The 26,045-nt window shown below is 61.7% G+C and carries 28 protein-coding genes; 11 read left to right on the top strand and 17 right to left on the bottom strand.

Annotated features, from left to right (window positions below):
- The first annotated feature begins 103 nt into the window (after positions 1-103).
- Positions 104-658 carry a carboxymuconolactone decarboxylase family protein gene (locus Q7S58_RS17330; protein WP_304828740.1) on the top strand — a complete coding sequence of 185 codons (555 nt, stop codon included), beginning with the start codon at positions 104-106 and terminating at the stop codon, positions 656-658.
- A gap of 13 nt (positions 659-671) precedes the next feature.
- The gene (locus tag Q7S58_RS17325; protein ID WP_304828737.1) at positions 672-1,013 is read left to right on the top strand and encodes a hypothetical protein; all 342 of its coding nucleotides are present in this window, start codon (positions 672-674) and stop codon (positions 1,011-1,013) included.
- 6 nt (positions 1,014-1,019) lie between these two features.
- On the opposite strand, the gene Q7S58_RS17320 is transcribed toward Q7S58_RS17325, so the two are convergent.
- The 3 genes from Q7S58_RS17320 to Q7S58_RS17310 all read right to left on the bottom strand — a co-directional run bounded on the left by Q7S58_RS17320 (position 1,020) and on the right by Q7S58_RS17310 (position 3,967).
- A complete protein-coding gene (locus Q7S58_RS17320; protein WP_304828734.1) occupies positions 1,020-1,988 on the bottom strand; it encodes an LLM class flavin-dependent oxidoreductase in 969 nt (322 codons plus the stop codon).
- Between the two features lie 120 nt (positions 1,989-2,108).
- Positions 2,109-3,146: a fatty acid desaturase family protein gene (locus Q7S58_RS17315; protein WP_304828730.1), complete on the bottom strand. Its 1,038-nt coding sequence runs from the start codon at positions 3,144-3,146 to the stop codon at positions 2,109-2,111.
- 92 nt (positions 3,147-3,238) lie between these two features.
- Entirely contained in the window at positions 3,239-3,967 is a 729-nt protein-coding gene (locus Q7S58_RS17310) for a hypothetical protein (RefSeq protein ID WP_304828727.1), read from the bottom strand.
- A 582-nt stretch (positions 3,968-4,549) separates the two neighbouring features.
- Here Q7S58_RS17310 and Q7S58_RS17305 point away from each other — a divergent pair.
- On the top strand, positions 4,550-5,176 hold the full coding sequence (locus tag Q7S58_RS17305; protein ID WP_304828724.1) for a hypothetical protein: 627 nt from the start codon (positions 4,550-4,552) through the stop codon (positions 5,174-5,176).
- Between the two features lie 48 nt (positions 5,177-5,224).
- A complete protein-coding gene (locus Q7S58_RS17300) occupies positions 5,225-6,133 on the top strand; it encodes a hypothetical protein (protein ID WP_304828721.1) in 909 nt (302 codons plus the stop codon).
- Between the two features lie 22 nt (positions 6,134-6,155).
- Here the strand turns inward: Q7S58_RS17300 and Q7S58_RS17295 are convergent, their stop codons facing one another.
- Entirely contained in the window at positions 6,156-6,719 is a 564-nt protein-coding gene (locus Q7S58_RS17295; RefSeq protein WP_304828718.1) for a pyruvoyl-dependent arginine decarboxylase, read from the bottom strand.
- Positions 6,720-6,844: 125 nt separating this feature from the next.
- Positions 6,845-7,759, bottom strand: coding sequence for an LLM class flavin-dependent oxidoreductase (locus tag Q7S58_RS17290; protein WP_304828715.1), 915 nt, complete (start codon positions 7,757-7,759; stop codon positions 6,845-6,847).
- 144 nt (positions 7,760-7,903) lie between these two features.
- Between Q7S58_RS17290 and Q7S58_RS17285 the strand changes: the two genes are divergently transcribed.
- Together Q7S58_RS17285 and Q7S58_RS17280 are read left to right on the top strand one after the other, a co-directional pair.
- Positions 7,904-8,434: a pyridoxamine 5'-phosphate oxidase family protein gene (locus Q7S58_RS17285; RefSeq protein WP_304828712.1), complete on the top strand. Its 531-nt coding sequence runs from the start codon at positions 7,904-7,906 to the stop codon at positions 8,432-8,434.
- An 84-nt stretch (positions 8,435-8,518) separates the two neighbouring features.
- Positions 8,519-9,784, top strand: a complete 1,266-nt coding sequence (locus tag Q7S58_RS17280; protein ID WP_304828709.1) for a CaiB/BaiF CoA-transferase family protein — start codon at positions 8,519-8,521, stop codon at positions 9,782-9,784.
- A gap of 3 nt (positions 9,785-9,787) precedes the next feature.
- On the opposite strand, the gene Q7S58_RS17275 is transcribed toward Q7S58_RS17280, so the two are convergent.
- Genes Q7S58_RS17275 through Q7S58_RS17265 form a run of 3 tightly spaced genes read right to left on the bottom strand, consistent with a single transcriptional unit; the run spans position 9,788 to position 11,763 of the window.
- The gene (locus Q7S58_RS17275; protein WP_304828706.1) at positions 9,788-10,171 is read right to left on the bottom strand and encodes a PPOX class F420-dependent oxidoreductase; all 384 of its coding nucleotides are present in this window, start codon (positions 10,169-10,171) and stop codon (positions 9,788-9,790) included.
- A 41-nt stretch (positions 10,172-10,212) separates the two neighbouring features.
- Positions 10,213-11,277, bottom strand: coding sequence for a hypothetical protein (locus tag Q7S58_RS17270; protein ID WP_304828702.1), 1,065 nt, complete (start codon positions 11,275-11,277; stop codon positions 10,213-10,215).
- Positions 11,278-11,322: 45 nt separating this feature from the next.
- Positions 11,323-11,763 carry an NUDIX domain-containing protein gene (locus Q7S58_RS17265; protein ID WP_304828699.1) on the bottom strand — a complete coding sequence of 147 codons (441 nt, stop codon included), beginning with the start codon at positions 11,761-11,763 and terminating at the stop codon, positions 11,323-11,325.
- A gap of 66 nt (positions 11,764-11,829) precedes the next feature.
- Here Q7S58_RS17265 and Q7S58_RS17260 point away from each other — a divergent pair, with 66 nt between their 5' ends.
- Positions 11,830-13,059, top strand: coding sequence for a CaiB/BaiF CoA-transferase family protein (locus tag Q7S58_RS17260; protein ID WP_304828696.1), 1,230 nt, complete (start codon positions 11,830-11,832; stop codon positions 13,057-13,059).
- Between the two features lie 180 nt (positions 13,060-13,239).
- Here the strand turns inward: Q7S58_RS17260 and Q7S58_RS17255 are convergent, their stop codons facing one another.
- The 9 genes from Q7S58_RS17255 to Q7S58_RS17215 form a co-directional block, all read right to left on the bottom strand.
- Positions 13,240-14,802: a hydantoinase B/oxoprolinase family protein gene (locus tag Q7S58_RS17255; protein ID WP_304828693.1), complete on the bottom strand. Its 1,563-nt coding sequence runs from the start codon at positions 14,800-14,802 to the stop codon at positions 13,240-13,242.
- The gene (locus tag Q7S58_RS17250) at positions 14,799-16,811 is read right to left on the bottom strand and encodes a hydantoinase/oxoprolinase family protein (protein WP_304828690.1); all 2,013 of its coding nucleotides are present in this window, start codon (positions 16,809-16,811) and stop codon (positions 14,799-14,801) included. Before Q7S58_RS17250 ends, Q7S58_RS17255 begins: the two co-directional genes overlap by 4 nt.
- Positions 16,808-17,758 (bottom strand): alcohol dehydrogenase catalytic domain-containing protein, encoded by a 951-nt coding sequence (locus Q7S58_RS17245; RefSeq protein WP_304828687.1) that lies wholly within the window; start codon positions 17,756-17,758, stop codon positions 16,808-16,810. Before Q7S58_RS17245 ends, Q7S58_RS17250 begins: the two co-directional genes overlap by 4 nt.
- A 73-nt stretch (positions 17,759-17,831) precedes the next feature.
- On the bottom strand, positions 17,832-18,224 hold the full coding sequence (locus tag Q7S58_RS17240; RefSeq protein WP_304828684.1) for a zinc ribbon domain-containing protein: 393 nt from the start codon (positions 18,222-18,224) through the stop codon (positions 17,832-17,834).
- A 125-nt stretch (positions 18,225-18,349) separates the two neighbouring features.
- A complete protein-coding gene (locus Q7S58_RS17235; protein ID WP_304828680.1) occupies positions 18,350-18,697 on the bottom strand; it encodes a DUF167 domain-containing protein in 348 nt (115 codons plus the stop codon).
- Positions 18,694-19,002, bottom strand: coding sequence for a YggT family protein (locus Q7S58_RS17230; protein ID WP_304828677.1), 309 nt, complete (start codon positions 19,000-19,002; stop codon positions 18,694-18,696). The genes Q7S58_RS17235 and Q7S58_RS17230 overlap by 4 nt, the downstream gene beginning before the upstream one ends.
- A gap of 12 nt (positions 19,003-19,014) precedes the next feature.
- Complete coding sequence (gene proC / locus Q7S58_RS17225; protein WP_304828673.1) at positions 19,015-19,854, bottom strand: pyrroline-5-carboxylate reductase; 840 nt, start codon at positions 19,852-19,854, stop codon at positions 19,015-19,017.
- A gap of 20 nt (positions 19,855-19,874) precedes the next feature.
- The gene (locus tag Q7S58_RS17220) at positions 19,875-20,564 is read right to left on the bottom strand and encodes a YggS family pyridoxal phosphate-dependent enzyme (RefSeq protein ID WP_304828669.1); all 690 of its coding nucleotides are present in this window, start codon (positions 20,562-20,564) and stop codon (positions 19,875-19,877) included.
- Position 20,565: 1 nt separating this feature from the next.
- On the bottom strand, positions 20,566-21,288 hold the full coding sequence (locus Q7S58_RS17215; RefSeq protein WP_304828666.1) for a nucleoside triphosphate pyrophosphatase: 723 nt from the start codon (positions 21,286-21,288) through the stop codon (positions 20,566-20,568).
- Here Q7S58_RS17215 and Q7S58_RS17210 point away from each other — a divergent pair.
- The 4 genes from Q7S58_RS17210 to Q7S58_RS17195 all read left to right on the top strand — a co-directional run.
- Positions 21,287-23,464 carry a transglycosylase SLT domain-containing protein gene (locus Q7S58_RS17210; protein ID WP_304828663.1) on the top strand — a complete coding sequence of 726 codons (2,178 nt, stop codon included), beginning with the start codon at positions 21,287-21,289 and terminating at the stop codon, positions 23,462-23,464. The genes Q7S58_RS17215 and Q7S58_RS17210 overlap by 2 nt on opposite strands.
- A gap of 77 nt (positions 23,465-23,541) precedes the next feature.
- Positions 23,542-24,318 carry a hypothetical protein gene (locus tag Q7S58_RS17205; protein ID WP_304828660.1) on the top strand — a complete coding sequence of 259 codons (777 nt, stop codon included), beginning with the start codon at positions 23,542-23,544 and terminating at the stop codon, positions 24,316-24,318.
- Positions 24,319-24,426: 108 nt separating this feature from the next.
- On the top strand, positions 24,427-25,119 hold the full coding sequence (locus tag Q7S58_RS17200; protein WP_304828657.1) for an HAD family hydrolase: 693 nt from the start codon (positions 24,427-24,429) through the stop codon (positions 25,117-25,119).
- A 2-nt stretch (positions 25,120-25,121) separates the two neighbouring features.
- Positions 25,122-26,045, top strand: a 924-nt coding sequence (locus tag Q7S58_RS17195) for a CoA transferase (protein WP_304828654.1), incomplete at its 3' end; no start/stop codon positions are given.

Genomic DNA, 26,045 nt, shown 5'->3' with positions numbered 1-26,045 from the left:
TGGGGGAAGTGGTGAGGTGCGGAATGACAGGTGGTATTTGTAGGTATAAGAGAGTTAGAAATCGAAGGACAGCAACGATCGCGCAAAATCAAGGAGGCGCCTGATGGTGTCAAGAAAGCAGCGAATACCGTTTCGTGATTTTTCCACGCTGAGCGAGGAGGATCGCGCACTCGCCGAGCGTAGCAAGGTGCAGGGCAGCGTGGTCAACATCTTCAAAACGTTGATGAATCATCCGACGCTGACGAAGGCGTGGCTACCGTTCGCAAATCATATTCTCGGCAAAACGCAGACGCTGTCGCAGCGCGAGCGCGAGATGATCATCCTGCGGATCGGGTGGCTCAACCAGGCCATCTACGAATGGGAGCAGCACGTGCTGATCGGCAAACGGGCGGGGCTGACGGATGCGGAAATCGAGCGCATCACGAAGGGGCCCAAGGCTGACTGGGATCGCCACGAGGCGGCCTTGTTGCAGGCGGCGGACGACCTGTTCGAAAATTCGGTGGTGTCGGACGAAACGTGGAAGGTGCTCGCGGAGCGCTACAGCACCGAACAGATGATGGACGTGGTGTTCACGATCGGGCAGTACAACATGGTGTCGTGGGCGCTTAACAGTTTCGGCGTGCCGCTGGACGATTTTTTGCCGGGAGCGAAGAAATAGAATCGCAATCGATATGAAGAAGATTTTGATGGTTTGCACGGGCAACCTCGATCGCAGTCCGACCGCGGCGATGGTGCTCGCGGAAATGTGCGCGCCGATGTGGGTGTCGTCCGCGGGGACGGAGCCGTGGGCGAAAAATCCGGTGACGCTGGAGCTGGTCGAGGAGGCGGACGTGATCTGCGTGATGGAAGAGGCGCATCATCGCTTCATCCGGAATCGATTCGGCGACGAGCATGCGGAAAAAGTCCTGGTACTCGATATCCCGGACAATTACGTGTGCTGGGAGGACAAGCTGATTCACCTGCTGAAGCCGAAGCTGCGGCAGGCGCTGGGGCTGCCACGACGAGAGCTATAGATTGCGTCAGCCGACGCGGGGCATCACGCGATCGGTGAACGATAGAAAAGTCTGATGGCTCAGCGGCGCGCCGATCAGGTAGTCGAGCCGGATTTCGTCGCGGAGGCGGAGGAGCTGATCGATGACGCTCTCGGGTGTGCCGTGAATCACGACCGAATCGACGTAGCGGCGCAGCATCTCGTTCACGTCGCCGCGGCCAGCCGGATTGACGTAAGTTCTGAGTAGCCATTTGACGCCGTCGGTGGCGACTTTTCGCGCTTCCGATTCGGTGTCCGCGATCGCCATCAGGCGCGCCATCGGAATTTCGCGCCCCGCGATCGTGTGGCCGTGCGCTTCGAGCTCGCGCTGATAGAAAGCGCGCTGCTCGCCGATTTCAGCATGAGTGGGATGCGGGCTCATCAGGATGGAATGTCCGGCCGACGCAGCCCACTGGATACCGTCGTTAGTCGAAGCAGCCACCCAGGCCGGCGGATGCGGTTGTTGCATCGGCTTGGGCAGCACTTCGAGGTCCTCAAAGGAGTGGAAGCGGCCGTGAAAATCGAGGCGCGGATTGCGCCAGGCCTGCAGCACGATTTCGACCGCCTCGTGAAATCGCACGTGGCTTTCGTCGGGCGGCACGCCGAAGGCGCGGAACTCGCGCGGATCGAAGCCGCGGCCGGCGCCCCAATTGACGCGGCCACCCGAGAGTATGTCGAGCAGGGCGATTTCCTCGGCGAGGCGCACCGGATGATAAAGCGCGGCAAGCGTGACAGCAGCGCCGATGCGCAGTCGGCTGGTGCGCGCCGCGGCATACGCACCCATCACGGGAATCGACGGGCACACGCTGTAGTCGTTGAAATGATGCTCGGTGAGCCAGACGGCGTCGTAGCCGGAGCGATCCATGATTTCGATTCGCTGGAGGGCGCGTTCGTACACGGTCGGCAGCGAGACTCGCCGATCGGGCCAGCTAAAGAATTGGAGGATGCCGAATTTCAAATAGATCGCTCCATAGAGAAGGGCGCCAAAATCAGATGCACCGCACGATAACCCTATACGGTGGATTCGCGGCGGGCGACAAGTGCGGCGGCGAACGATGATGTCCGCCGCCGCACAGTCTCAGGCGAGATTCGAATTGGCCTCAGTCGCGAAGCTGGCTTCGGTCGCATGACGAACCGCGCGTGAGTGCGTATCGCCGAGGCATTCGCGAAGCACGCCCAAATAGCTCCGCGTCAGGTGCACGCCGTTTTTGAACTCCGGCTTCGACATCAGCGTGCGATGAAGCTCCGGCAACCGGTAGAACGGCACGCTCGGGTAAAAGTGATGCTCGATGTGGTAGTTGACGTTCTTGGGCGCAACGAAAAGATGCTCGAGCATCGAGGCCTGCGTCGATCGGGTCTGCGAGTAGGCGCGATCGCTGCTGTCAATCGCGGAGTGCTCGGCGATGCTGCGGATCCTGAAAATCACGATCAACCAGGTGAAGAGCGGGACGAACCAGTAGAGCAGCAGGAGTGTGAATGCGCCGAACCAGACAAAGAGCGCGGTGACGGCCACGTAGAATCCATAGCGCGCGCACAGGAAGCCGGTCGATACCCCGGTGTCCTTGGACAGCAGCGTGCGCGCGAGGCGCAGGAAGAAAATCGCGCCGACGCCGGATGCGTCGCGGATGATGAGCATCGCGAGCCTGCCCCAATGCATCGGAAAGACCCACGACGCGTCCCCCTGGCGCCGCGCCCAATCGGGATCCTGCGGGGTGTTCAGGTAGCTGTGATGGGCGAAGTGATTTTTGCGGTAGGCGCGCGCGGAAATCAGGTTCGGCCATGCAAGGACGATCTCGGCGATCCAGTCGTTGAGGCGTCGATTTCGAAACAACCGATAGTGCACTCCGTCATGCATCAGGATGAGCAATGCGTGTTGGCGAGCGCCGATGAACGCGACCGTGATCAGGTAGAGGAAGGGATTCCAAAAGCGCTGGCAAAGATAGACGGACGCGACAATCAGGATCCATTCGGCGGCGATATGGAGCGAGCCTCTGAACGGGCTCAGGCTCGACAGTTCGAGCAACTCCTGTTTGGTGAGTTTGACCGGAATCGTTCCGGCAAAGACGTCAGTTGGGCCGGTCTGAACGGCCCTTGAACCAGCATAATCTAGATTCATTTCATTCCCCATTTTGTCGCTGAGTTGAGTATGCGCGCGGCCGGGCAGGAGTGTTCAGGATCATGCAATCGGATGCTCACGATTCACCTCGCTTATAGATTCGCCGCGGAAGCAGCATCGATGGCAACGTGCGCGCGTGCGGCAATCGCGCTTTGAACGTGTCCGTTACTCGGGATTTGCGCATCAACACGCGCAGATGGCCGCAGACGATCTGATTTGCTGAACCGAATTGTTTGGTAGTCGTTCAGACTCTGGATTTTCAGTTCGCGCACAGAGGCCGTCAGTCTCGCCAACGCTCCACCGTCGAGAATCATCGGCTGCACCCACAGCTTGCCGTCGTCCGGACCTTCGAGGTACGGGTGCTCAACCGGCCCGCCAGATTTGAAGAAGCCCATCGCGGAATAAAATCCACCGTGATCGGGACCTCCGACGGCCAGGTAGATGAGGACCGCGCAGGGTTCTCGGCGAACGACTTGAACCGCGATTCCGCGCCAGGCATGAATGCCGGCGCCTCTCGAGAGTGACCAATGATCGCTGCACTCCAGCACGGAGCGAGGTGGCAAATGCGAGAAGTCTGGCTGCTGGCAGCTTTGCGGAAAGGCTTCCAGGTCATGCAGCGCGACTCCGCCGACCATCGATTCCGCTGGGGCGCAGTCGCTTTCGAACAGAGCGTAAACGTCGGCGGACGCCAGGCGGATCCGATTGTTGGTCTGCGTGGGGCCTACGTCTTTGAAGCTCGCTCCGTGCGTGGCTCGAGCCTCGGCCAGGCGCTGGGCGAAAATGTTTCGCTCGCGCGCTGTAGTCAAAAGGCGAAATTCCATGGCGTATCTCCCTTTGGTGATGATTGATGAGAACGAAAATCGTGTTTCGGGCGGAACATAAGCGGTTGCGCAGTAGGAGGGCCTCGTACTAATGGAGAAAAGAGGGCGCGAGCGCCGCAGGGGGACGTATGATTTAGCGACAGACTGTTTTGTAACCTGAGGGACGCAGATGCTATTCTAGGTGGGCGATCGAAGAGGCAGTTGAGCCGCCGGAGTGCATATTGACAATTAGTCAGCATCTCTGGGTCGACAGAGGGTAAAATTGATGACAGTAAGTCATCATGTACTGTCCATGAGTGAGCGTACAAACGCTATTTTGTTACATATGCGTACGAGACTAAGTAGCATTCTATGTTGCGAGTCACATAGGAACGTAGTAAACGAATAGTTGATACTGCCGTAATTCTGGGGGATGGCGTCACGCGGAACCAGTTTTCATCGATGGAGCGTTTGGCCGCGGAGATCCTCGGAGCGAGGAAGACATCGCTGCTGCGGGGGGATGCGTCGGGCGGGGACGGGATTCAATCAATCTTGCACCGCGATTACGGGCAGGCGCTGCGCAAATGCCTGGATAGATCGCAGGTGGCAGAGATAGTTGCGGAGGCGACCTGCGCCGTCTGGCCGAATCTGAATCGCGAACCCGTGAGGCTGGTTTCCCCCAAAGAATTCACGCGCCTTTGGTCCAGCCTGGGAGTTGAATTTCGGCTGGCGAAGCTAGGAAGTCCGGAAGGGCTTGCCCTGCTGGGTTTCTATGCACCCAAGATTGGGGCGGCAAAGCGTCCGTTGATCTGCGTAAACACGGCGCATCATCCGGCCGCGGTAGGAGCGGCGTTCACTCACGAGATGGGTCATCATCTAGCGGCCCGAATTTTCGACTCGAAGAGCGATCAAGTGCAGTTACTCGCCTCGACGGTATACGAAGAGCATCTGGAGGAGTCGGCCGAGCTCGCGGCGGACTGCCTCGTGAGCCTCGGGGTGTTGCCGCAAAGTATCGCGCGCAAGTGGTTCGACGATGGCGAGAGCGCATCGGCGAGGCGCGATCACAGGCAAATCGCGAAGCCGGTATTTGCGAAAGTGATCGACTATTTCGAGACACGCTACCGCCTCGATTTCGCGGGCTTGCCTTCAGAAAAGACAGAGCATTATCTGGCCGCGGTGATTCACTATGCTAAGCTGCGGCGTGCACTGCTGCTCGAATACAGCATCTGAAAATCGCCGGCGCCGATCAGTGATCGCGCCTTTCAGCATCGTTCGGTGATGAGAAGCGAAGGCTGGGCGAGGGCACTGGTCGCGGTGGCCGCAATGATGCTGGGTATCGCGGCGTGCGCGGGCGCCGATGACCGCCTGTCGATCGATCCGATGCGCCGCATCCAGCCGCCGCAGTTCGCCAATCCACAGCGTGTGACGATCCTGGGCTTCAGCGAAGACGCGATGGAGCCGTTCATCACGCGCAACGGCAAGCATCTATTTTTCAACAATTCGAACTCGCCGTCGGTCAACACGAATCTCTTTCAGGCGACGAGGATCGACGATCTGACTTTTCAGTTCGACGGCGAGATTGGCGGCGTGAATACAGCAGCGCTCGACGCCGTCGCCTCGATGGACCTGGCGGGTAATTTTTATTTCGTTTCGACGCGGAGCTATGACTCGACGGCGTCGACGATCTACCGCGGTGCGTTCGCGAGCGGCGATGTGACGGGCGTCGATTTGGCGCCGGGGGTGTCGTTGCAGAGGCCGGGTATCGTCGATTTCGACGCGGAGATCAGCGCCGACGGCAATACACTGTACTTTTCCGAAGGGAGGTTCAGCGGCGGACCGGTTCCGGACACCGCGAAGATTTTGATCGCGAAGCGCACCGAGTCGGGATTCGTACGCCCCCGCAATGCCAAGGCGATCACGCGCCGGATCAATACCCCGACGCTGAATTATGCGGCCGATATATCCGCGTCGGAACTCGAGATATTCTTCACGCGGTTCGATCCCGGCGGACCAGCGATTTACACCGCGAGCCGCGCGTCGAAGACGAAGCCATTCGGCAAGCCGCAGAAAATCAAGGCGATCACGGGATTCGCCGAGGCGCCGTCGATCTCACCGGACGGCAAGTCGCTCTACTATCACAAGAACGAAGGCGGGATTTTCGTAATCTATCGCGTGACGCGGCCCTGACCCGCGCTGAGAGTCGATCGGATCATTTGTCCGGCGGCAGATCGACGAACACCGCCGCGGTGACAACCGTTGTCCACAGGCCGTCGCGATCGCCGATCGCGGACTGCGTGATATTGCGCGTCTTCACGATCTTGTCCGACAGCTTCCAGATATCTTTGCGTTCGTCGTAGCTGACGTTGGGATCGAAATCGACGCCGAGCGCCGTCGCGAGCATCGTGGCGGCGAGGTCCTCGGCGTAGTCGCCGGCCTTCTGATCGGTCTGCCCGAAGCTTTTGTGCTCGGACAAATAGCCGTACTGATCTTTCTCCGCGGGGATCGCGAGGCCGACCGAGGCCGCGACCAAGCGATGCGGTTCGTCGGTCGAGTTGTCGTACATGACGGCGTAAACGATCTGGCCGGGGGTCAGGGTTTTGAGGCCATCCTGAATCGACACGACTTTGCATCCGGGCGGAAAAATCGAACTCACGCGCACGAGATTGAACTCGGCGATGCGCGCGTCACGCAGCGCGAGCTCGAAAGAAGTCAGCTTTTCGCGATGCTTGCCGACGCCTTTGGTCAGAAAAATCGCTTTTCCGATCGGACCCATCTAATTTCCTCGATTGCCGTCGTCGATTGCCGCCGCAAAACCTTCGGCGCCGACCCACCTCAAGCAATAGCAAGGATCGGGCGCTGCCGAAATATCGCGGGGCGTTAAGCGCGTGTGAACGTCGATCATCTGAACGCGGGCGCGACTTCTTCGGCGACCAGTTGCATGTTCTGATCGATGTCGGCAGCGCGGCACGCCCAGCTCACCAGGATCGTTTTGGCGCCCGCATCGACATACTCCTTGACGCGCTTGCGGCAATCGTCGGGATTGCCGGTTAGGGTGTACATGCCGGCGATCTTCGAGAAATCCTGCGCGTAGGTGCGGCCGAGCACCTTGGCCGCCTGCTCGCGCGCCTCGTCGCGATCAGGATAGATCGACGCGAAGATGAAAAGGCCCGTGCGGAAGTTGCTCATGTCGCGGCCGGCCTCGGCGCCGAACTGCTTAATCTTCTCGACGCTCTCATGCAGCATCTCGGGCGTGTACATATAGGGAATCCAGCCGTCGCCGTAGAGCGCCGCGCGGCGCATCGCGGGTTCCTTGCGGCCCGCGACCCAAATCGGTGGATGCGGTTTCTGGGTGGGATGCGGCGAGATCGTCACGCCGGAGAATTTGGAATAGCGCCCGTCGAATGAAACCTTCTCCTCGGTCCAGAGTTTCTTGATCACCTGGAGCGCTTCGTTCGAACGCGACGCGCGCTGCTTGACCGGAATTCCGCACGCCTCGAACTCTTTCGGAAATTCGCCGCCGATGCCGATGCCCATGTGGTAGCGGCCGCCGGAAGCGACGTCGAGCACCGAGGTCAGTTTCGCGAGCACGGTTGGATTGTAGAGCGGCAGCAACACAATTGAACTCATCAGCTTGATCTTCGAGGTCGCGCCGGCGGCGACCGAGAGCGTGATCAGCGTATTGCCGACCGGTCCGTGGAACATCATGTGCTCGCCGGCGCAGAGATAGTCGTAGCCGAGGCTTTCCGCGCGCTGCGCGAATTCGGGAATTTTGGTGACGGCCGGTAACGCGGTGCCGAATTCTATTTTTTCCACTTGAGCTCCTGCCTCTGCGGTTTGATACTCTTTGAGCGGCGCGCCCGATAGCGCGTGTGCCAGTTGATAACACGAGCGCGCGATCGATTTCACGCGCTCGAATGATGCCGGCGAGGCCGCTCGGCCGGCGGTGGAGAATCGAAAATGCCAAAATTGAGCGAGCGTGAAATCGACGGGTTTCTTGCGGAGCGCGGCCATCTGGCGCGGATCGCGACGGTCAAGGCCGACGGCGCGCCGAGCGTCGTGCCGGTGTGGTTCATTTATGAGAACGGCAGCATCCTGATCACGCCGCGAAAAAATTCCGAGTTTCTGGCGAATGTGCGGCTTGAGGCGCGGGTCGCGATCACGATCGACGAAGATGCGGCCGGCTATCGGAAGGTCCTGTTCGAGGGCGCGGCGAAAATTCTTTATCAACCCGGTGAAGATCGAAAATGGGACGACGTCTATCGGCGGATCGCGTGCCGCTATATTGACGACGATTCCGCGGATCGATACCTCAGCGAGACGCGCGATCAGCCGCGGGCATTGATCGCTGTCGAGCGGGCGCGCGCGAAAATCACGTCGTGGCGGATGCTCGGCGCGGACGAGCCGTACACCGGAATCTGGGCGGCGCGCTACTATGAGCCGGGCTCGAAGATGGCGCAGGCGGCGAGGAGTAAATCGCGGCAGGGGTGAAGGGCACGAGTCGCGGCGTTCGGGTCGCTGGCAATCGCGCGGTGAACGAATTACATCATGAGGAGCAATCAGGAGAACTGACTAATGGCAAATCAGGCACCGCGGATGCTCGAAGGGTATCGAGTACTGGATTTCACGCAGTTCGTCGCAGGGCCGACCTGCACCCGGATTCTCGGCGAGATGGGCGCCGAGGTGATCAAGGTCGAGCTTGCGCCGGCGGGCGATCGAGTGCGCGGGGACGGGCTCAAATCGCTCGATCCGAAGTACAAGGATTCGAGCCACAGCACCTATTATCTTCAGCACAATCATTCGAAGCTCAGCTTCGCGATCGATCTCAAGCGTCCGGGCGCGCGCGAAATCGTGATGGCGATGATTCCGCAGATCGACGTGGTGGTGGAAAATTTCGCGCCGCACGTGATCGATCGTTTGGGATTTTCGTACAACGACGTGAAGAAAGTGAATCCGAAGATCATCATGTGTTCGATTTCGATGGGCGGGCAGACCGGGCCGCTGTCGACCAAGGCGGGCTACGATTTCATCGGGCAGGCATACGCGGGAGTGACGGACGGAATCGGGCAGGCGGGAGGGCCGCCGGCGCTGACGTCGATGGCGATCGGTGACATCTCGACCGGCGTCAACGCGGCGATGGCGGTTGGATTTGCATTGTTGCATCGCGAGCGCACGGGCGAGGGGCAATATCTCGACGCGTCGCTGCTCGACACCTACTTCCACATGCACGAGAAGACGGTTCCGATCGTGTCGTTGCGTGGCGACAAGTTTCGGCCGACGCGCAGCGGCTCGGTTCATCCTGATGGTGGAACGACCGGGATCTATCATTTCCGCGGCGATCAATACGTGCAGATCACGGTGCCGCCGCATCAGTGGCCGCAACTTCTGCGCGCGATGAAGATGCCGGAGTTGGGGACCGATCCGCGGTTCAAAAATGCGCGCGGCCGGCGCGATAACAAAGAGCAACTAGTCAGAGTGATCGAGGAATGGCTCGGGACGTTTCCGACGCGCGACGACGCGATCGCGGCGATGGACGCGGAGCGGGTGCCGTGCGCGCCGGTGCTGACGGTGAACGAGGCGGTGAAGCATCCGCATCTGAACGAGCGCAAGACGGTGCGCTGGATCGACGATCCGTTGCTTGGCAAGGTGGCGCTGCCGGGGATGCCGGTGAAGTTCTCGGCGTGGCCAGATCGCATCGACGTGCATGCGTCGCGGTTGGGCGAAGACAACGAGCGCGTGCTGGGCGAATTGCTCAAAATGCCCGCCGATCGTGTTCGCGAACTCTATGCAGAGGGAATTTTGGTGCGGGATCCGACGCTGGAAAACAATCCGAGCGCATAAGAATCAGAGCGAGATTTCGAGATAGGCGCGGCGCTTGATTCGTCCCGAGAGCCGCGAAAAAAAGCTGAGCACCGACATCTGCCAGCCGTATTTCTGCGATAGTGATGCAAGCGCGCGTCGAATGATTGCGGGGTCGTCGATTTTGCGTGCGCGTCCGTCGGCGAATTCACCGCGGACGATTCCGCGCGCATCGCAAGCTGCAATCTGGATTCGATCGGTCACTCTGAGCCGCTTCATCTTGGCCGAGGCGCCGTCGGTAAACGCATAGAGTTTGTCACCGGCGCGCGCGATCCAGATCGGCGTCGGCACGCCCTTGCCATTGCGTCGGAACGTCACGAGGCTCACGTAGCGCTCGGCGGCCAATTGATCGATGGTTGGTTGCGGCATCTTTTCAGGACGCAGTGACGGTTTTCGATACAAATCTCGGCTCAGGGATTCTTTTCAGCAGTTCGCGTGAGGACGAGAATTTTAAATGTGCCGGGCGCCTGCTCGTAGCGATGACCGCCCGCCGTCTTCATTTCCGCGGTCGGCAAATACACGGTTCCGCTCGAGGGATCGACCGTCAAAGTGCGCGCGCCAACCGCCGTCGATACCGTCTGCATCGGCACGAATTTGTCCGCTGCAATTTCGCGGAACACCGACATCGTGCCGTCGAAACAACTTGCGAGAATCAGGCCGTCGATGAACGCGACGCCGTCGACGCCCTGGCCGATCGGAAAGTCTGCGACGATGACGCCAGTGTCCGCGTTCATCACGATTAGCCTGCCATTGCGGCATCCAATGAACAGCCGCCGCGTCTTGGGATCGATCGCGAGTGCGGTTGGCTGTTTGCCGGCGCCGGTGGGCCAGCGCGCGATCACTTTCATCGCGGCCGAATCGATCACCGCCAGTTCGTCGCGATCGACGATATTCACGAAGATCTCGCCGCGCCCGTCGGCGACTCCGTATTCGGGCGTGCCGCCAAGGTCCACCTTCGCGATTGCTTTGCCGCGCTTCGGGTCAACGTCCGGCGCGATCGCGACCATCTGGTGCGCGTCGCCGCAGAAGACCAGCACGCGCTTGCTCGCGGGATCGTAGATGATCGCGTCGGCGTCATCCGCGGCAGCGACTCTGCCCAATTCCGCGCCGGTATTCAGATCGAAGACGACGACGGTTCCCGCGCCGCCGTCGCTGACGAAGCCGCGGCCGGCGTCGGGCACCAACACCACGCCGTGGGCGATCCGCAGGCCGCGGATATCCGCGGTGGACTGGCCGGTCGCAAGATCGATGACCATCGTATGCGTCGTGCGGGTGACGTAAAGCGCGTGCCCGTTGGGGCTTAGCGCGAGGTAATCCCATCCGCCGTCGCCGCCAATCTTGATCGACCCGGTGAGCCGGTAGATTTGCGACGAATAGGCGGCGCGCGCGAGGTGACCCGAAGTCGTCGAGCAGAGCGCGACCAATGTGAGGACCAGGAATCGGAGCGAGAGATTTCTCACGCCTTTATCAGACACCACTCAGCCGCGACACGAAAGTCTGGATCGACATCGCCGTATCGCTCACATTTTAACGAAGGTGAGCATCCCCTGCTTGAGAATTCGCGATAGATATGGAATCAAGTCGAGCGATTCCAGTTCCGCCGGCGTGGCCCATCGATGCTCGACGTGCTCGTGCGGCGCCAACTGCACGTTCTGGAACACGGTGAGGCGGCACGCATAGAGGGCCTGCAAGTACGGCTCATCGATCATGCTGTGCAGGCCGAGCAATCGTTCAATCGCGACGTCGAGCGCGGTTTCTTCCTTGACTTCGCGGCGCAGGCAATCTTCGAAATTTTCGCCGACCTCGAGATGGCCGCCGGGCAAATCCCAACTGCCCGGACGATACGGCATCCGCGGCGCGCGCTTCAGGACCAGTATCCGTCCGCGATTCGCGATCACGGCGTGGATGCCAACGTAGAACTGATGCTCCGCCATCGGGATTAAATTTATCGGCAGGCCCATCGCATCCGCAACGATTGTCGATTTTCGTTCGATAGCGGTAGGATTCGTTCGCCGGAGGCTGGACGCATGAAGAAAGCTGACTTCTATCGCAACGCGCGGCACGATTTGACCGGACCGCTGGAAGGGATTCGCGTGATCGATGCGACCACGAGTTGGGCGGGGCCGATGTGCGCGTGCATGCTGGCCGACCTCGGCGCCGATGTGATCAAGGTCGAGGCGCGCGAGGGCGAAGTGTCGCGGCGAATCCCGCCGTTTCTGCCCGGCCACGATACGCCGGTCGGATTCGCGCAAGCGTCGGTCAATCGCAACAAGCGGAGCCTGACGCTGGATTTGCGGCATCCCGAGGGCCGTGAAATTTTTCTGAAACTGACGAAGCGCTCGGACATAATCGTGCAGAATTTTCGGCCCGGCACTTTCGACAAATGGGGAATCGGCTACGAGGATGCGCGCGCCGTGAAGCCCGACATCATCTACATCTCGATCAGCGGCTACGGGCAGTTCGGTCCGATTCACGATCGCGTCGCGTACGATCCGCTGGCGCAAGCGATGAGCGGATTCATCTCGATGAACGGCACCGCGGACGGTCCGCCGGTCAAAGCGCCGACCTGGATCTGCGACGACTTGGGCGGCCTGCACGGCGCGATTGGCGCACTGTCGGCGCTGCGTCATCGCGATCGGACCGGCGAAGGACAGCACGTTGACGTCGCGATGCTCGATGCGATGCTGTTTCAGTCCAACGGATTTCTCACGCTGGCGGCGCTCGGCCTCGAGCCGAAGCGGATGGGCAACGAGTTTTCGTTTTCGATTCCGAGCAACGTTTATCGATGTCGCGACGGGCACGTGCTCGCGGGCGTTTTGCTCGATACGCACTGGAAGGTCGTCGCGCGGATGGCGGGGCGTCCCGATCTCGCCGAGAATCCCGACTACGCGACGATTCCGGGCCGCATGAAAAATCGCGCGGAGTGTGATGCGATGCTCGCGGCGTGGTGTGCGGCGCGCACCGTCGATGAAGCCGTCGAGGAGTGCGCGAAGCTTGGAATCGCGTGCGCGAAAGTGCGGACCTACACCGAAGCGGCGCGCGACCCGAATACGCTCGAGCGCGACATGCTGCAGGAGGTTGCGCAGGAAGACGGCAAGCTCGCGCCGATCACGGGGCCGGCGGCAAAGTTCTCACGCACGCCGACTCGTGTCCGAAGCGGCGCACCGCGACTCGGCGCGCATACCGACGAAGTGCTCGAGGAACTTGGTATCGACGCGAAATCGCGCGAGCGGCTGCGTTCATCGGGCGTGATCTGAGCTGGCATAGCGATAGATCAAAATTCCATTCATCCGAAACCCCTCACGGGTTTCGGGCTTCCTGGGGCGACGCGAAGCCGACTTCGGGCCGCAGGGCCGAATCGCACTAAGATTTCAGGATGCGCGCTACGCGCTGTTAGTAGTGGATGAGGATAGGAAGGACGTGGAGGGCGCACGATATCAGCGGCCCCAGCCGCCGCCACCGGGCGTCTCGATTCGAATGCGATCGCCGGGCTTCAGATCGATGTTGGTCTTGCCGGGCAACGATTTTCGATTGCGCCCGCGCACGAGCACGTTCCGTCCCTTGGCGCCGGCGCCGCCGCCCGCCAAACCGTAAGGCGCGATCTTGCGGCGCTCCGTGAGCACGCTCACGTTGGAATCGACCAGACATTCGAGCTCGCGCACGAGACCGTCGCCGCCGCGCGCGCGTCCTCGACCGCCCGAGCCGCGGCGCAGATGATACGCAGTGATACGCATCGGGTAGTACGCCTCGAGCGCCTCGATCGGCGTGTTGAGCGTGTTCGTCATGTGAGTGTGAATTCCCGACGCACCCGGCAGTCCCTTCGCCGCGCCCGCGCCGCCGGCGATCGTTTCGTAGTACGAAAAGTGGCGGTTGCGGAAACGATCGAATCCACCGACGGTGAGATTCGACATCGAGCCTGAACTCGCCGCCGGAATCCGGGCGGGCGCCGCCTTCGCCAGCGCGCGAAAGAGGACGTCCACGATTCGCTGCGAAGTCTCGACGTTGCCGCCCGCGACCGCCGCCGGCGCCAGCGCGTTGACGATCGAGCCCTCGGGCGCGATCAACTTGATCGGTCGCATCAGGCCTTCGTTGGCCGGCACCGCCTCCGACGCGAGACATTTCATCGCGTAGAAGGTGGCGGACAGCGTGATCGCGTAGTTCGCGTTGACCGAGCCGCGCACTTGCGATGCCGATCCGGTGAAATCGACGAGCGCATCGCCGCCGCGAATTTTGATCGCCACTCGGATTGGAATCGGGCCGGTGCCGAAGCCGTCGTCATCCAGAAAATCCTCGGCGCGATAGGTGCCGGGCTTCAGTTCGCGCAACGCCGCGCTCATCAGGCGCGACGCGTATGATTTCAGCGCATCCATCGCAGCCTCGACAGTCGCGCGTCCCGACGACTTCACGAGATCGAGCAGGCGCGCCGAACCAACCGTCAGCGCGGCAATCTGCGCGCGCAAATCGCCTTCGCGCTCCTCGCCGACGCGGGTGTTGGCGAGAAAGAGCGTCATCACGTCGCGTGCGATCTCGCCGGCCGCGACGATCTTCACCGGCGGCAGCCGAAATCCTTCCTGGTAAATTTCCGTCGCTAGCGCCATCGAGCCCGGCGCGATGCCGCCGATATCCGCGTGATGCGCCCGGTTCGCCGCGTACCCGAACGGCTTGCGCTCGTTGCCTATAAAAATAGGCGCGACGAGAGTGAGGTCCGGCAGATGCGTTCCGCCTGCGAACGGATCGTTGAGCGCCGCGATATCGCCACGGCCGAGATCGAGCCTCTCGATCGCGGCGCGAACCGAAAGCGGTGTCGAACCAAGATGAACCGGGATGTGCGCAGCCTGCGCCACCAGTTCGCCGCGCGCATCGAAGATCGCGCAGGAGAAATCATGGCGCTCCTTGATATTTGGCGAATATGCAGTCTGGCCGAGTACGACGCCCATCTCCTCGGCAATCGCGGCGAGGCGGTTGTTCATGACGGCGAGCGTGATCGGATCGATTTTCATCGCGCGGCCTCGAGTTGCAGATTGCCGAAATCATCCACGCGCAGTTCGAACTCGGGTGCGACGTAAGCAGTCGAGCTGAGTTCGACGACGACGACTGGTCCGCGCAGCCGTGTACCGGCGCCGAGCGAATCACGCGCGTAAATCGACACGATACGTTCGCGATTGCCAACCATCACTGATCTGCGCGAAATCGGCGCCGCCTTGCTTTTCATTCGCGCGATCTTCTTGGGCGCAGTCGGAGCTTTTCCGGCGGCGATCGCGCGAATCCTGATGTTCACGACCTCGACCGCCGCGTCGGGAGCGGCGTGCCCGAAGGTTTGCCGATGAAGCGAATGAAACTCCGCGACAAAGCGCGGCGTCAGCGCGACTTCGAGCTCATACGATTGTCCGCGATAACGCATATCGACCCAAAGTTCGTGTTCGATCTTCGCGGCGCCCTCGGATTTCAACTCGTCGCGGACGCGGCGAATCATTGGTGCAGCGTGATGGAGCAGCCGCGCATGATTCGGATTGGTTTCGCGCACCGTGAGCGAATACTCGCGGCCAAGCGGAGCGCCGACCGCGCCCCACGCGCACAGCAGTCCCGGATTTTGCGGCATCACGATATGCCGGATTCCCAAATCGAGCGCGAGCTCGCAGGCGTGCATCGGACCGGCGCCGCCAAATGCGAGCAGCGCGAAATCGCGCGGGTCGTAACCGCGCTCGACCGTGATCACGCGAATCGCGCGTTCCATGTTGGCATTGACGACCCGAATCACTCCGCGCGCCGCCGCCGCGGAAGTGGACTTCATCTTGTGCGCGAGCCCCGACAATGCTCGCGCCGCGCGCTCCGGTTGCAGCTTCATTTTGCCGCCGAGAAAATTTTCGGCGACCAATCGACCGGCGACCAGGTCCGCGTCGGTCACGGTCGCAGCGTCACCGCGGCCGTAGCAGGCCGGTCCTGGATCGGCGCCCGCGCTTTGCGGACCAACCTGCAGCGAACCGCCCGCGTCGATGCGCGCGATCGAACCACCGCCCGCGCCGACAGTATGGATATCGATCACAGGCGTGCGAACGGCGTAGCCCTCGGGATGACTCAGCGTTCGGATGCGCGCGCGCCGATCGAACAACGACACGTCGGTTGAAGTCCCGCCCATGTCGAAAGTGATGAATCGATCGGTGCCGATTGCACTGGCGAGCGTCGCCGCGCCAACCACGCCGGCCGCCGGTCCCGACAGAATCGTCCGAATCGGTTCGACGCGGGCCAATTCCGCGCCAATCGCGCTGCCGTTCGATTGCATCACGCGCAGCCGCGCGCCCTTGAGCCGCGTCTCGAGATTTTGCAGATGCGACGACATCCGCGGCGCGACGTACGCATTGACCACCGCCGTCGAGAAGCGCTCGTACTCGCGGTACTCGGCCAGGATGCGATGCGACACCGACAGTGGCCGCCCGAGCGGCTTCAGCGTGCGCGCGATCGCCTCCTCGCTCTTCGGGTTGGCATACGAGTGAAGCAGGCAGATCGCGAACGCTTCGGCATCGATCGCCGACGCGAGTTTGCGAATGCGCGCGAGTTCCGAATTGGTCAACGGCTGAATCGTAGTGCCATCGAACAGCGTGCGTTCGGCGATTCCGAACCGCATCGCGCGGCTCACCAGCGGCTCGGGACGCGACGGCGCCAGTGCATACAGATCGTCGCGATTCTGGCGCCCGATTTCGATCACGTCCTCGAAACCGGCGTTGGTGATGAGCGCGACGCGCGCGCCTTTTTTTTCGAGCAGCGCGTTGGTCGCGACGGTCGAACTGTACGTGACCGCGGCGGGCGTATCATCGGCAAGCATCTCGGCGAGCCCGCGAATTACTGCGTCGGCGGGGTCGGCGGGCGTCGAGAGCACTTTATGAACGCGCAATTCACCGCGGATAATCGCGACGAGATCGGTAAACGTGCCGCCAGTATCGACGCCGACGATCGTCGTGCCGGAATCGGATGCGCGTCGCGTACGCGATGAAGAGTTCTGCGCGACGCTCACGACGGCTTCAGCAAAATTTTGAAATTGGCGGGGTTCTCGGCGGCGGCAAAAGCTGCGATGCCGTCCTTCAGCGCGAAGGTGCCGTCGAGCAGCGGCCGCGGATCGATCTTTTTCGCTGCGAGCGCATCCAGGGCGGGGCCGAATCGACCGCATCGCGAGCCGACTACGGTGATCTCATTTACGACCACTGGCGCGAGATTGATCGCGACGCCTTGAGCCGCAGTGCTTTTTAGAATGATCGTGCCGCGCGGCTTGACCATCGCGATCGCTCGCGCGAGTCCTGCGCCGTGGCCGGTGCAATCGACAACCACGTCGAACCGATCGCCGATTGTGGCGTCGATCGCGGTCGCCAGTCCTAAATCGGCGAGGCGACTTAGTTTCTCCGCGTGATGACCGACGACGATTGGTTGGTACTGCTCGCCCTTCAGCGCGAGCGCCACGAGCGCGCCCAGGCGTCCGTCGCCGAGCACCGCGATTCGATGATTGCGCGACAAATGCACCTGCTCAAAAATTTCATAGGCGGCGGCAAGCGGCTCGACAAAGACCGCGGCGTCGTCGGGAACCGAATCGGGAACCGGAATCAGATTTTCGTCGGGGAGGCGCAGATACTGGGCGAACGCACCGTCGCGTCCGAGTATTCCGAGCACCGTGCGCGCCGCGCAATGACGCCCGAGACCCGCGACGCAACTGGCGCATCGTCCGCACGCGGCATTGATTTCGCCAACGACGCGACGGCCTCGCAGCGCCGCATTTGCAGTCTCCGCGACGCGGCCGACGAATTCGTGGCCGGGCACGCCGCGGTACGCCATGTATCCGCGCGCGATTTCGAGATCGGTGCCGCAGATGCCGGCAAGCGAAACTCGCACGATACTTTCACCTGGCGCCGCAGCCGGCACCGGGTGATCCGCGCGAAACTCGAGGCTGCGATCAACGACCAGCGCATTCATAGGCTCGCAATTGAAACAAAAAAGCCGCGGGGCGCGCTACCCCACGGCTCGATTCGCGACATTCTGCTGATTGCTATGCTGCTGGCTTGGCCGCCGCGGCTTTTTCCGGCGTGCTCTTGCTCTCGGATGCAGGCTTCGATTCCTTGCCCGACGATTCGCTCGACGACTTGGAAGTGTCGCTCGAGGATTTCGACGACTCGCTCGACGATTTTGAAGACTCGTTTGATGCAGACGAACTATCGCCGTTGGTCTTGGTCGTCTCCGAAGCTTCCGTACCGCTCGACGGTGATTTCTTCGCGTAATCCGTCGCGTACCATCCGCTGCCCTTCAGGATGAATGAGCCGCGCGAAATCTGCCGCTCGACCTTGCCCTTGCAGGTAGGACATTTGCGGAGCGACGGCTCCTTGATCCCCTGCATCACTTCGAACACGCCGCACTTGCTGCACTTATACTCGTAGATTGGCATTTCAAACTCGCGCCTGCTGACTCGAAAAGCAGGATCCCTCTCACTCTAGGTAACCACGTCAGGCGCTGGTGTCAATGAAACAGCCCAGTTTCGCCTGATATTCGCCGAATTGCGATTGGCACACGTCATTCGGGATTGCTAATCCGCGTGAGCCGCGCCGCGATCCTGGTGGGCTCGTGGGTGATGATGCGGATAATTTTTTTGCGCGATGTCGCTCCGCGAATCATCATGATCGCCGCGCGCGGGATGCGCAGTTCGTCGGCGAGGTAATCGATCAGTTCGTCATTGGCTTTGCCTTTTTCAGGCGCCGAGTTGACTGCGATCACCAAGCCTTGCGGGCCGGCGCGAACCACTCCGCGCCTGGACGATCGCGGTTGCGCCGAGACGTCGATGACAATCTCGCCGACACCAATCCGCATCCACGAAGGATCGTTCGGCTTGGCGCGCTCGCGACGGTTCGGCGGATCGGTCACGTTACCAGCGGAGTCGGGATAAGCCAGTCGCGCAGCGTCGGCAGCAATACTTGTCTGATCAATCCAATCGCGAAGAAAACGACGATCGGCGATAAGTCGAGGCCGCCCAGCACGACCGGCAGATGCTCGCGGACCCAATCGAACAGCGGTTCGGTGATCGAGTGAATGAATCGCACGATCGGATTGTACGGATTAGGTTCGATCCAGGTCATCACCACCGCGATAATCACGACGTAGATGTACAACTGCAAAATCGAATCGACCGTGCCAAACGTGTAGAGAACGAGTCTTTCCCAACCCTGCATCGAATGTCCTGATTAGTTGATTCCGCGGCCCAGTTCCCGCGAGCGATCGCTGGCCGCGTGGATGGCGTCGGCGACGATATCAGAAAATCCATGCTCGGCGAACCGGCGCAGCGCGGCTTCGGTGGTGCCGCCCGGCGAGGCGACGGCGCGAATCAATTCAGCCGCGTCGCGCTTCGATTCGCGCATCAGATGCTCGGCGCCGCGAATCGTCTTGAGCGCCATCCGAATCGCGAGGTCGCGCGGAATTCCCTCGCTGACAGCCGCATCGGCCATCGCCTTGGCGAACAGATAGACGTAAGCGGGACCGCTGCCGGAGAGCGCCGTCACGGCGTCGAGATGTTTTTCATCCTTGAGCGCGACCGCGTCGCCGACTGCGCGAAAAATTTTCAGCGCGAAACTCTCATCGGCGGCCGACGCGGATCGCGCCCGCACCATCGCGGCCATCCCGTCGCCGACCATCGCGGGCGCATTCGGCATCACGCGAATCACACGCGCGCGTTTGCCCAATCCCGCCGTCAGGCGCGCGAGCGTGATGCCGGCCGCGATCGAAATGAACAGCTTGCCCCTGGCTGCCGATTTGCCGGACGGCTTGGCGAGCGCGGCGGAGAGCTCGGTCATCACCTCGTCGATCGTTTGCGGCTTCACCGCGAGCAGGATCGCGGGCGCCTCGCGCATCACTTCCAGATTGTCATCGGTGGTGGCGACTTTCAGCGAGCGCGCGAGCTTGCGGCGGCGCACCGCCGCGACGTCCGACACGATAATGTCTGCGGGCTTGAACACGCCGTGCTGAATCAGGCCGTGCGCGAGCGCCTCGGCCATGTTGCCGCCGCCGATGAACCCGAGTTTTTTCATTTTTTCACTGTTTCACTTTTTCACTGTATGCGCTCGCCGAAAACCGCGCGTCCGACGCGCACGATGGTCGCGCCTTCCTCGATCGCGATTTCGAAGTCATCCGTCATTCCCATCGAAAGCTCACGTAGCGCAACGCCCGATCTCATCGCAAGCCGGTCTCGCATCTCGCGCAGGCGAACGAAGTAGGGCCGCACGAGTTCGGGCGTCGCGGCGGGCGGCGGAATCGTCATCAAGCCGTCGATTTCAATTTTGCCGCGCGCCGCATCGAGCAGGGCCTCGACTTGATCGGGAGCCACGCCGGTCTTGCTCGACTCGCCGGCAAGATTCACTTCGATGAGCGCGCGCACCGGCGAATTTTTCCGTGCTCGCGCGAGCGCCTCGACGAGTCTTGTCGAATCTAGACTTTGAATGAGATCGAATGACGCCGCGGCGACCTTGGCCTTGTTGGTTTGGAGATGGCCGATGAGATGCCATCGAATGTCCTTCAAATCGGCGAGTTCGGCGCGCTTGGCGATCGCTTCCTGCACGTAATTTTCGCCGAAATCGCGCGCGCCCGCATGATACGCGGCGCGAATCGCAGATGCGGGCTGGGTCTTGCTCGCGAGCACCAGGCGGATCGACGCGATTTCCCGGCCGGCTCGACGCGCGCTCGCCTCGATTCGCGATCGCACCCGCTCGAGCCGTTCTGTAATTTCATTGTCGTCGATCATTTCAGCTTGATTCTGCCGCGATTCCGCATCGCGCGAGCGCCGCAATCACAGAATTCGTCGGCAAGCCCATCACGTTGTCGCGCGAACCCTCGACGCTCGCGATAAATCCTCGAGCCAATCCTTGAATCCCGTACGCGCCGGCTTTGTCGAATGGCTCGCCGGTCGCGAGGTACTCAGCAATCTCGCCGTCGCTGAGCGCGCGGAAGGTGACGCGGCTCTCGACCGGTTCGTGCTCGAGGACGGCGCCGCCGCGCGCGATTGCGAACGCCGTAATCACGAGATGCGTGCGAGCGGCGAGCATCCGCAGCATCCGGCGCGCGTCGTTCGGCGACGCGGGCTTCTCCAAAATTTCATCGCCGCATACGACGATGGTGTCTGCGCCAACGACGATCGCGCCGGGAAATCGAATCGAGACGGCGCGCGCCTTTTCGGTCGCCATCCGCATCGCGTAATCGCGCGCCGGTTCGCCTTCGCGGCGGATTTCAGCGACGCTGCTCTCGACGACCTCGAACGATAAGCCGGCCGCGCTCAGCAACTGGCTGCGCCGCGGCGAAGCCGACGCGAGAATCAACTTGATTGAATGTGCCATCGGTATCGACGCGCGGATGCCGCGCATCCGACTGTTCCAGACGCTCGCCGCGCAGGCAACCATCGCCATTTTGCGAGCGATTTTTCCGTCACCCAATTGAAGCCGCTCGACGCATGCGCTAACCCCAATCAGCATGATCAAGATTGTCCGGCGTTACGTTACGCTGATGTCCGCCTGCGCGATTACGCTGCCCGGATGCGCCTCGGCGCCTGCTCGCGCCGACGCTCCCCGCCAATCCGCGCCGGCCGCCGAGCGAGCGGCGGAGTCCGCGCCAGTACCGGCGTTGACCCGCGCACCTGGGGAGCGTCCATCCGACGCGGAGGCGGCGTTCCTCGACGGCTACCGCGCCTACAACAATCACGACTATCGGCGCGCGATCGATCGCCTGAAGTTCGCCGCGGACAATTTCCTGCCACTCGGCGATTACGCGCTCTACTATCTCGGACTTGCGGAGCGCGACCAGGGCGATCTGAACAGCGCCGTCGATTCGTTCGATCGGCTGGTGCGAAGTTATCCGCGCAGCGTGATGCTCGATCGCGCCGAGCTTCAACTCGCGATCATCCAGCTCAAACTGGGCCGCAGCGCGGAGGCCTCGGCAACGGCGTCGCGGTTGATCGCGCGCGGGCCCGACGCGTCGATCGAGCAAAACGCGCGGCTGGTCGAGGGCAAGGCACTTATCGCGCTAGGCAATCCGAAAGCGGCATACGCGCAACTGATGGAATTACGCGCTGCTTATCCGCACGCGGACACCGATACGGAAGCGCGGAACCTGTGTTACGCGCTGCTCGCCGCGAAACCCGAGCTGGCGCAGGCTGATTCGCTCGCTTATCACCTGAGCGAATCCGAGTTGCTGCTGAAGGAGGGCGATCTTCCCGCCGCGGTCAAGCAGGCGATGGCGGGCCTCGCGATGAATCCCGAGCCGGGCATCCGCGCCGAGCTGACCTGGATCGAAGCGCGAGCGCTGAAGCCTGAGCCCGAAGCCGCCAAGCGTGCGTTGCTCGAATATTTGCGGATCGCGCCGCGCGGACCGGCTGCTGCGCCCGCGCTCGAAACGCTCGCGCTGATCTACTGGCACGAGGATCAGTTCGACCCGGCGCGCGCGACCTTCGAACGCCTGATCGCAAATTTTCCGGCGAGCAAACTCGCGCCCGGCGCGATGCTCCGTATCGGTCGCAGCTTCGAGGAGCAGAAAAGATTCGACGATGCGCGCGCGGATTATCGGCGACTGACTGCGCGATATCCGAGCAGCGAGAGCGCCGCCGACGCGCGGTTCCGCGGGCCGTGGACGCTCTACCAAGCGCGTCGCTATCAGCAGGCGGCCGCGGGCTTCGAGCAGGCTCGCGCGCATGCGAATCAGCCGTCGGATCGCGACATGTGCGATTACTGGCGCGCTCGTGCGCTCGAGAAACTCAATCAGGAGGCGGCGGCGCGCGCGATCTTCGCGAAGGTCGCGCAGAGCATCGATACCAATTATTACCCCGCGATGGCCGCACTCCGCGTTTCCGCCGCGACGCCCGAACTGCCAGCGGCATCTGCACCGGATCCCGCGTTCAATGGAACTCCATCCGTGACCGGTGCGGCGCAGTTTCATCTGGCGCGGCTGCAGACGTTGCGCGCGATGGACTTGCGCGAACTTGAACCCGACGAGTTGAAAGCGCTGGCGCAAGAGGGCGGCAACTCGAGCGAGATGCGCCGCTTCGTGCTCGCGGGATTTGCCAAGGCGGGCGCATGGTACGACGCGATCGTCGTCGCCACGCGGATGGAAAAGCACGGACAGCTTGGCCACGACGTCGCCGAACGCGTGCGCTATCCGCGCGCATATTGGGACCTGGTGCAGAGTGCGTCGAATCGGCTCGCGCTCGACCCGTACCTGGTGCTGGCGCTGGCGCGGCAGGAGAGTCTCTTCAATCCGCGCGCTACGTCGGTCTCCAACGCGCGGGGCCTGATGCAGTTGATTCCATCGACGGCGCGCAAGGTCGCGGCCGAGCGCGGGATGAGCACGGTCGCGGTGCCGCTCTACGATCCGACGGTCAACGTCGATCTCGGCACGACCTATCTGAAGAGCCTGTTCGAGATGTTCAACGGCGATTCGTTCCGCGCGGTCGCGGCCTACAATGCGGGCGAACACGCGGTGCAGAAATGGTCGGCGAATTTCGCCGGCGACGACGACGAATGGGTCGAGAATATCGCGTACAAGGAGACGCGCGAGTACGTCAAAAAAGTGATCGGAGGACGACGCGAATATCAGCTTTTGTATCAGCCCAATGCAGCCGCATCGGGATTCCGCGAGACGCCGCGATCGTCGGGATAGACGTCGGCGAGAATCGTCTCGACCTCGCGAGCATCGATGCCAGGCGGCGAACGCTGCGCTACGCGCAGGTCGCGCTCGTGCAAATTGGCGGCAGCGATCCAATCGGCGCGCTGGCGAATGCGCTTGCTGAAGCTGTTCCAGAACTTCGCGCCGGTGCGATCGCGATCGTCGATTCGCCGCGCAGCCCGCTCGATCTCGATTGCTCAACGACGTTTTTCAGGCAAATGGTCCCGCAAAAGGTGAGGACAATTGATATCGAACTTCGTAAGCTGGTTGGGCTGCTGAACTACAATCCTGGCCGCGATTCAAAGTTGCGTCTCTCGCTGTTTCCATCACGCCTCGCGAAATATTTTATCGATTGCGCGTTTCATCCTGACTGCAAGCCGCATCTGAGCGCCTTCGGCAAGCACATATTTGAAGGGATTGCGCATGACGCAATCGCAAATCCGGCCAAGCTCAGCGGCGGGGCGCTATTCACCCGCTTCATGATCGCGGGCTTCGCGACGTATCAGGCGCTCGCAAGGCTCGGCGCCGAACCTTTCGAGGGCTATCCCTACCTCGCTTTCCGGCTGTGGATGAACGCCGAGGAAGAATTGCCGCCGAAAAAGAACAGACTCAAAGCGCTAGGGCGCCGCAAATCGATCTTGAATCGGCTCGCGACGCTTGCGTCAATCGATATGCCTGCGCCCGGCACGCTCGATCACGCCGACGCCGCGATCCTCGCAATCACGCCGGCTGCCGCGTCGTCGCAGGGTGGCGTGATCGCGCAAATCATGTTCCCTCCCGAAGGCCGCTTCCTCGTCGCGCTCGACAAAATCGACTGCGACTGGTTTACCTCGTCGGCGCTTCTATAAATCGAGCGGCTTGACAAGTGCGGAAGCAAACAGGTTGAAAGGATTGACTGGATGCGCTCAGTTGGGTGACTTTGCCCCAGCCGACGCGCACTGTTCGAGGACTCTCGATTGCCACCCCGCGAATTCAAAGCCATCTTCTTCGACCTCGACGGCACGCTGGTGGATATTCACGGTCCGCTCTACAGCGCGGCCAGAAATGCGCTCGATGAGTTGGGGCACAAGCCGCCGCTGACCCAGGAGCGCTATCGCGAGGCGCTCGCGCGCGACGACGTGTGGCTCGGCGTGCCCGCGCACCTCCGGCCCGAGTACGTCAAACTCGCGTGGGCGTACTTCATGGCCGAGATCGACAAGACCGAACGCCTCGAAGTTCTGCCGCACGTGAGTGAGACGCTCGCCGAACTGAAACGCCGCGGTTACGAGACCGGCGTGATCACGAGCCGGCCGGGCAATTCGCAGCGGCTGGTCGAAAAGCTCGCGATGGTCGGCCTCGCCTCGCATCTCGATCACGTCGTGACGCAGTCCACTGCGACGATGGGCGCGCTCGACAAGTCGGCGAGCCTCAAACAGACCGCGATCAAAGCCGCGACTCATCCGCACGCCTGCGTGTATGTGGGTGACGAGCCGCGCGACATCATGGCGGCGATCAATGCGGGTTACGGAGCGTCGGTGGCGGTCGCGACTGGCGCCGCGTCGTTCAATTATTTGCAGAATCATCCCGAGTACAAACCTGACTACGCGATTCGATCGATGAGCGAATTGATCGGACTGCTCGATCGGTTGAAAGAGGAGAGCAGCATTTAGCGATGGCGCGATTTGAAGAGTATCGCGAGCCGCCGCGCGCGCTCGAGGGACTGAAGGTCGTCGAATTGCCGTCGCTCGATACGATCCCGTTCGTGGCGGCTGCGATGGCGGCGAAATCTTTTGCCGATTTCGGCGCCGAAGTAATCAAGGTGGAGCCGCCGCGCCGCGGCGCGCTTGAACGCACGCTCGGTCCATTTCGCGACGAGATGCCGGATCCCGAGACCGGCGGCCTTCATCTGTTTTTGAACACTAACAAGCTCGGCGTGACGCTCGACGTCGAGCATTCGCGCGGCCGCGATCTGCTATTCGAGCTGTTGGCGAAGGCTGATATCGTGTTCAATCCGAATCGCCCCGCACTAAACGAAAAGATCGGAATCGATTGGCGCGCGCTCACCGCGCGATTTCCGCAATTGATCGTCGTATCGATGACCTGCTTCGGCGCCGAGTCGCCATATAAAAATCTTCGTGGAGGCGATCTGGTCGCGACGCACATGAGCGCGGTGGGCTTCGAAACGCCGTGGCATCAGGTGACCGATCCATCGACGGAACCGCCGCTCAAACTTGGCGGACGCCAATCGGATTACTTGACCGGATACACCGGCGCAGCCGCGGCGATGTGCGCGCTGTACGGCCGCAAGGCGAACGGCGCGGGCCAGCACGTCGATGTCAGCCAGTGGCTAGCGATGATCAGCATGGTGCGGCCCAACCTGGGTTTTTATTCGCACGAATCGAAAGAGTCGGCGTCATACCAGCGGCTCAGCGTGCGGAAAAAAAGCGCTGCGCAGTGGGTCTATCCGTGCAAGGACGGATGGGTGAGTTTCAGCGCCGCGACCGACCGGTTCTGGCAGGGCGCGAAAAAGGCGCTCGGCAATCCGGAATGGATGGAGACGGATTTTCTGCAGACTGCGCTGGGACGCGTTGGGCAT

This window comes from Candidatus Binatus sp., from assembly GCF_030646925.1.
Taxonomy (GTDB): Bacteria; Desulfobacterota; Binatia; order Binatales; family Binataceae; genus Binatus.
The sequence above is the reverse complement of the archived record's forward strand: the minus strand, read 5'-3'. Positions and strand labels throughout refer to the sequence as shown.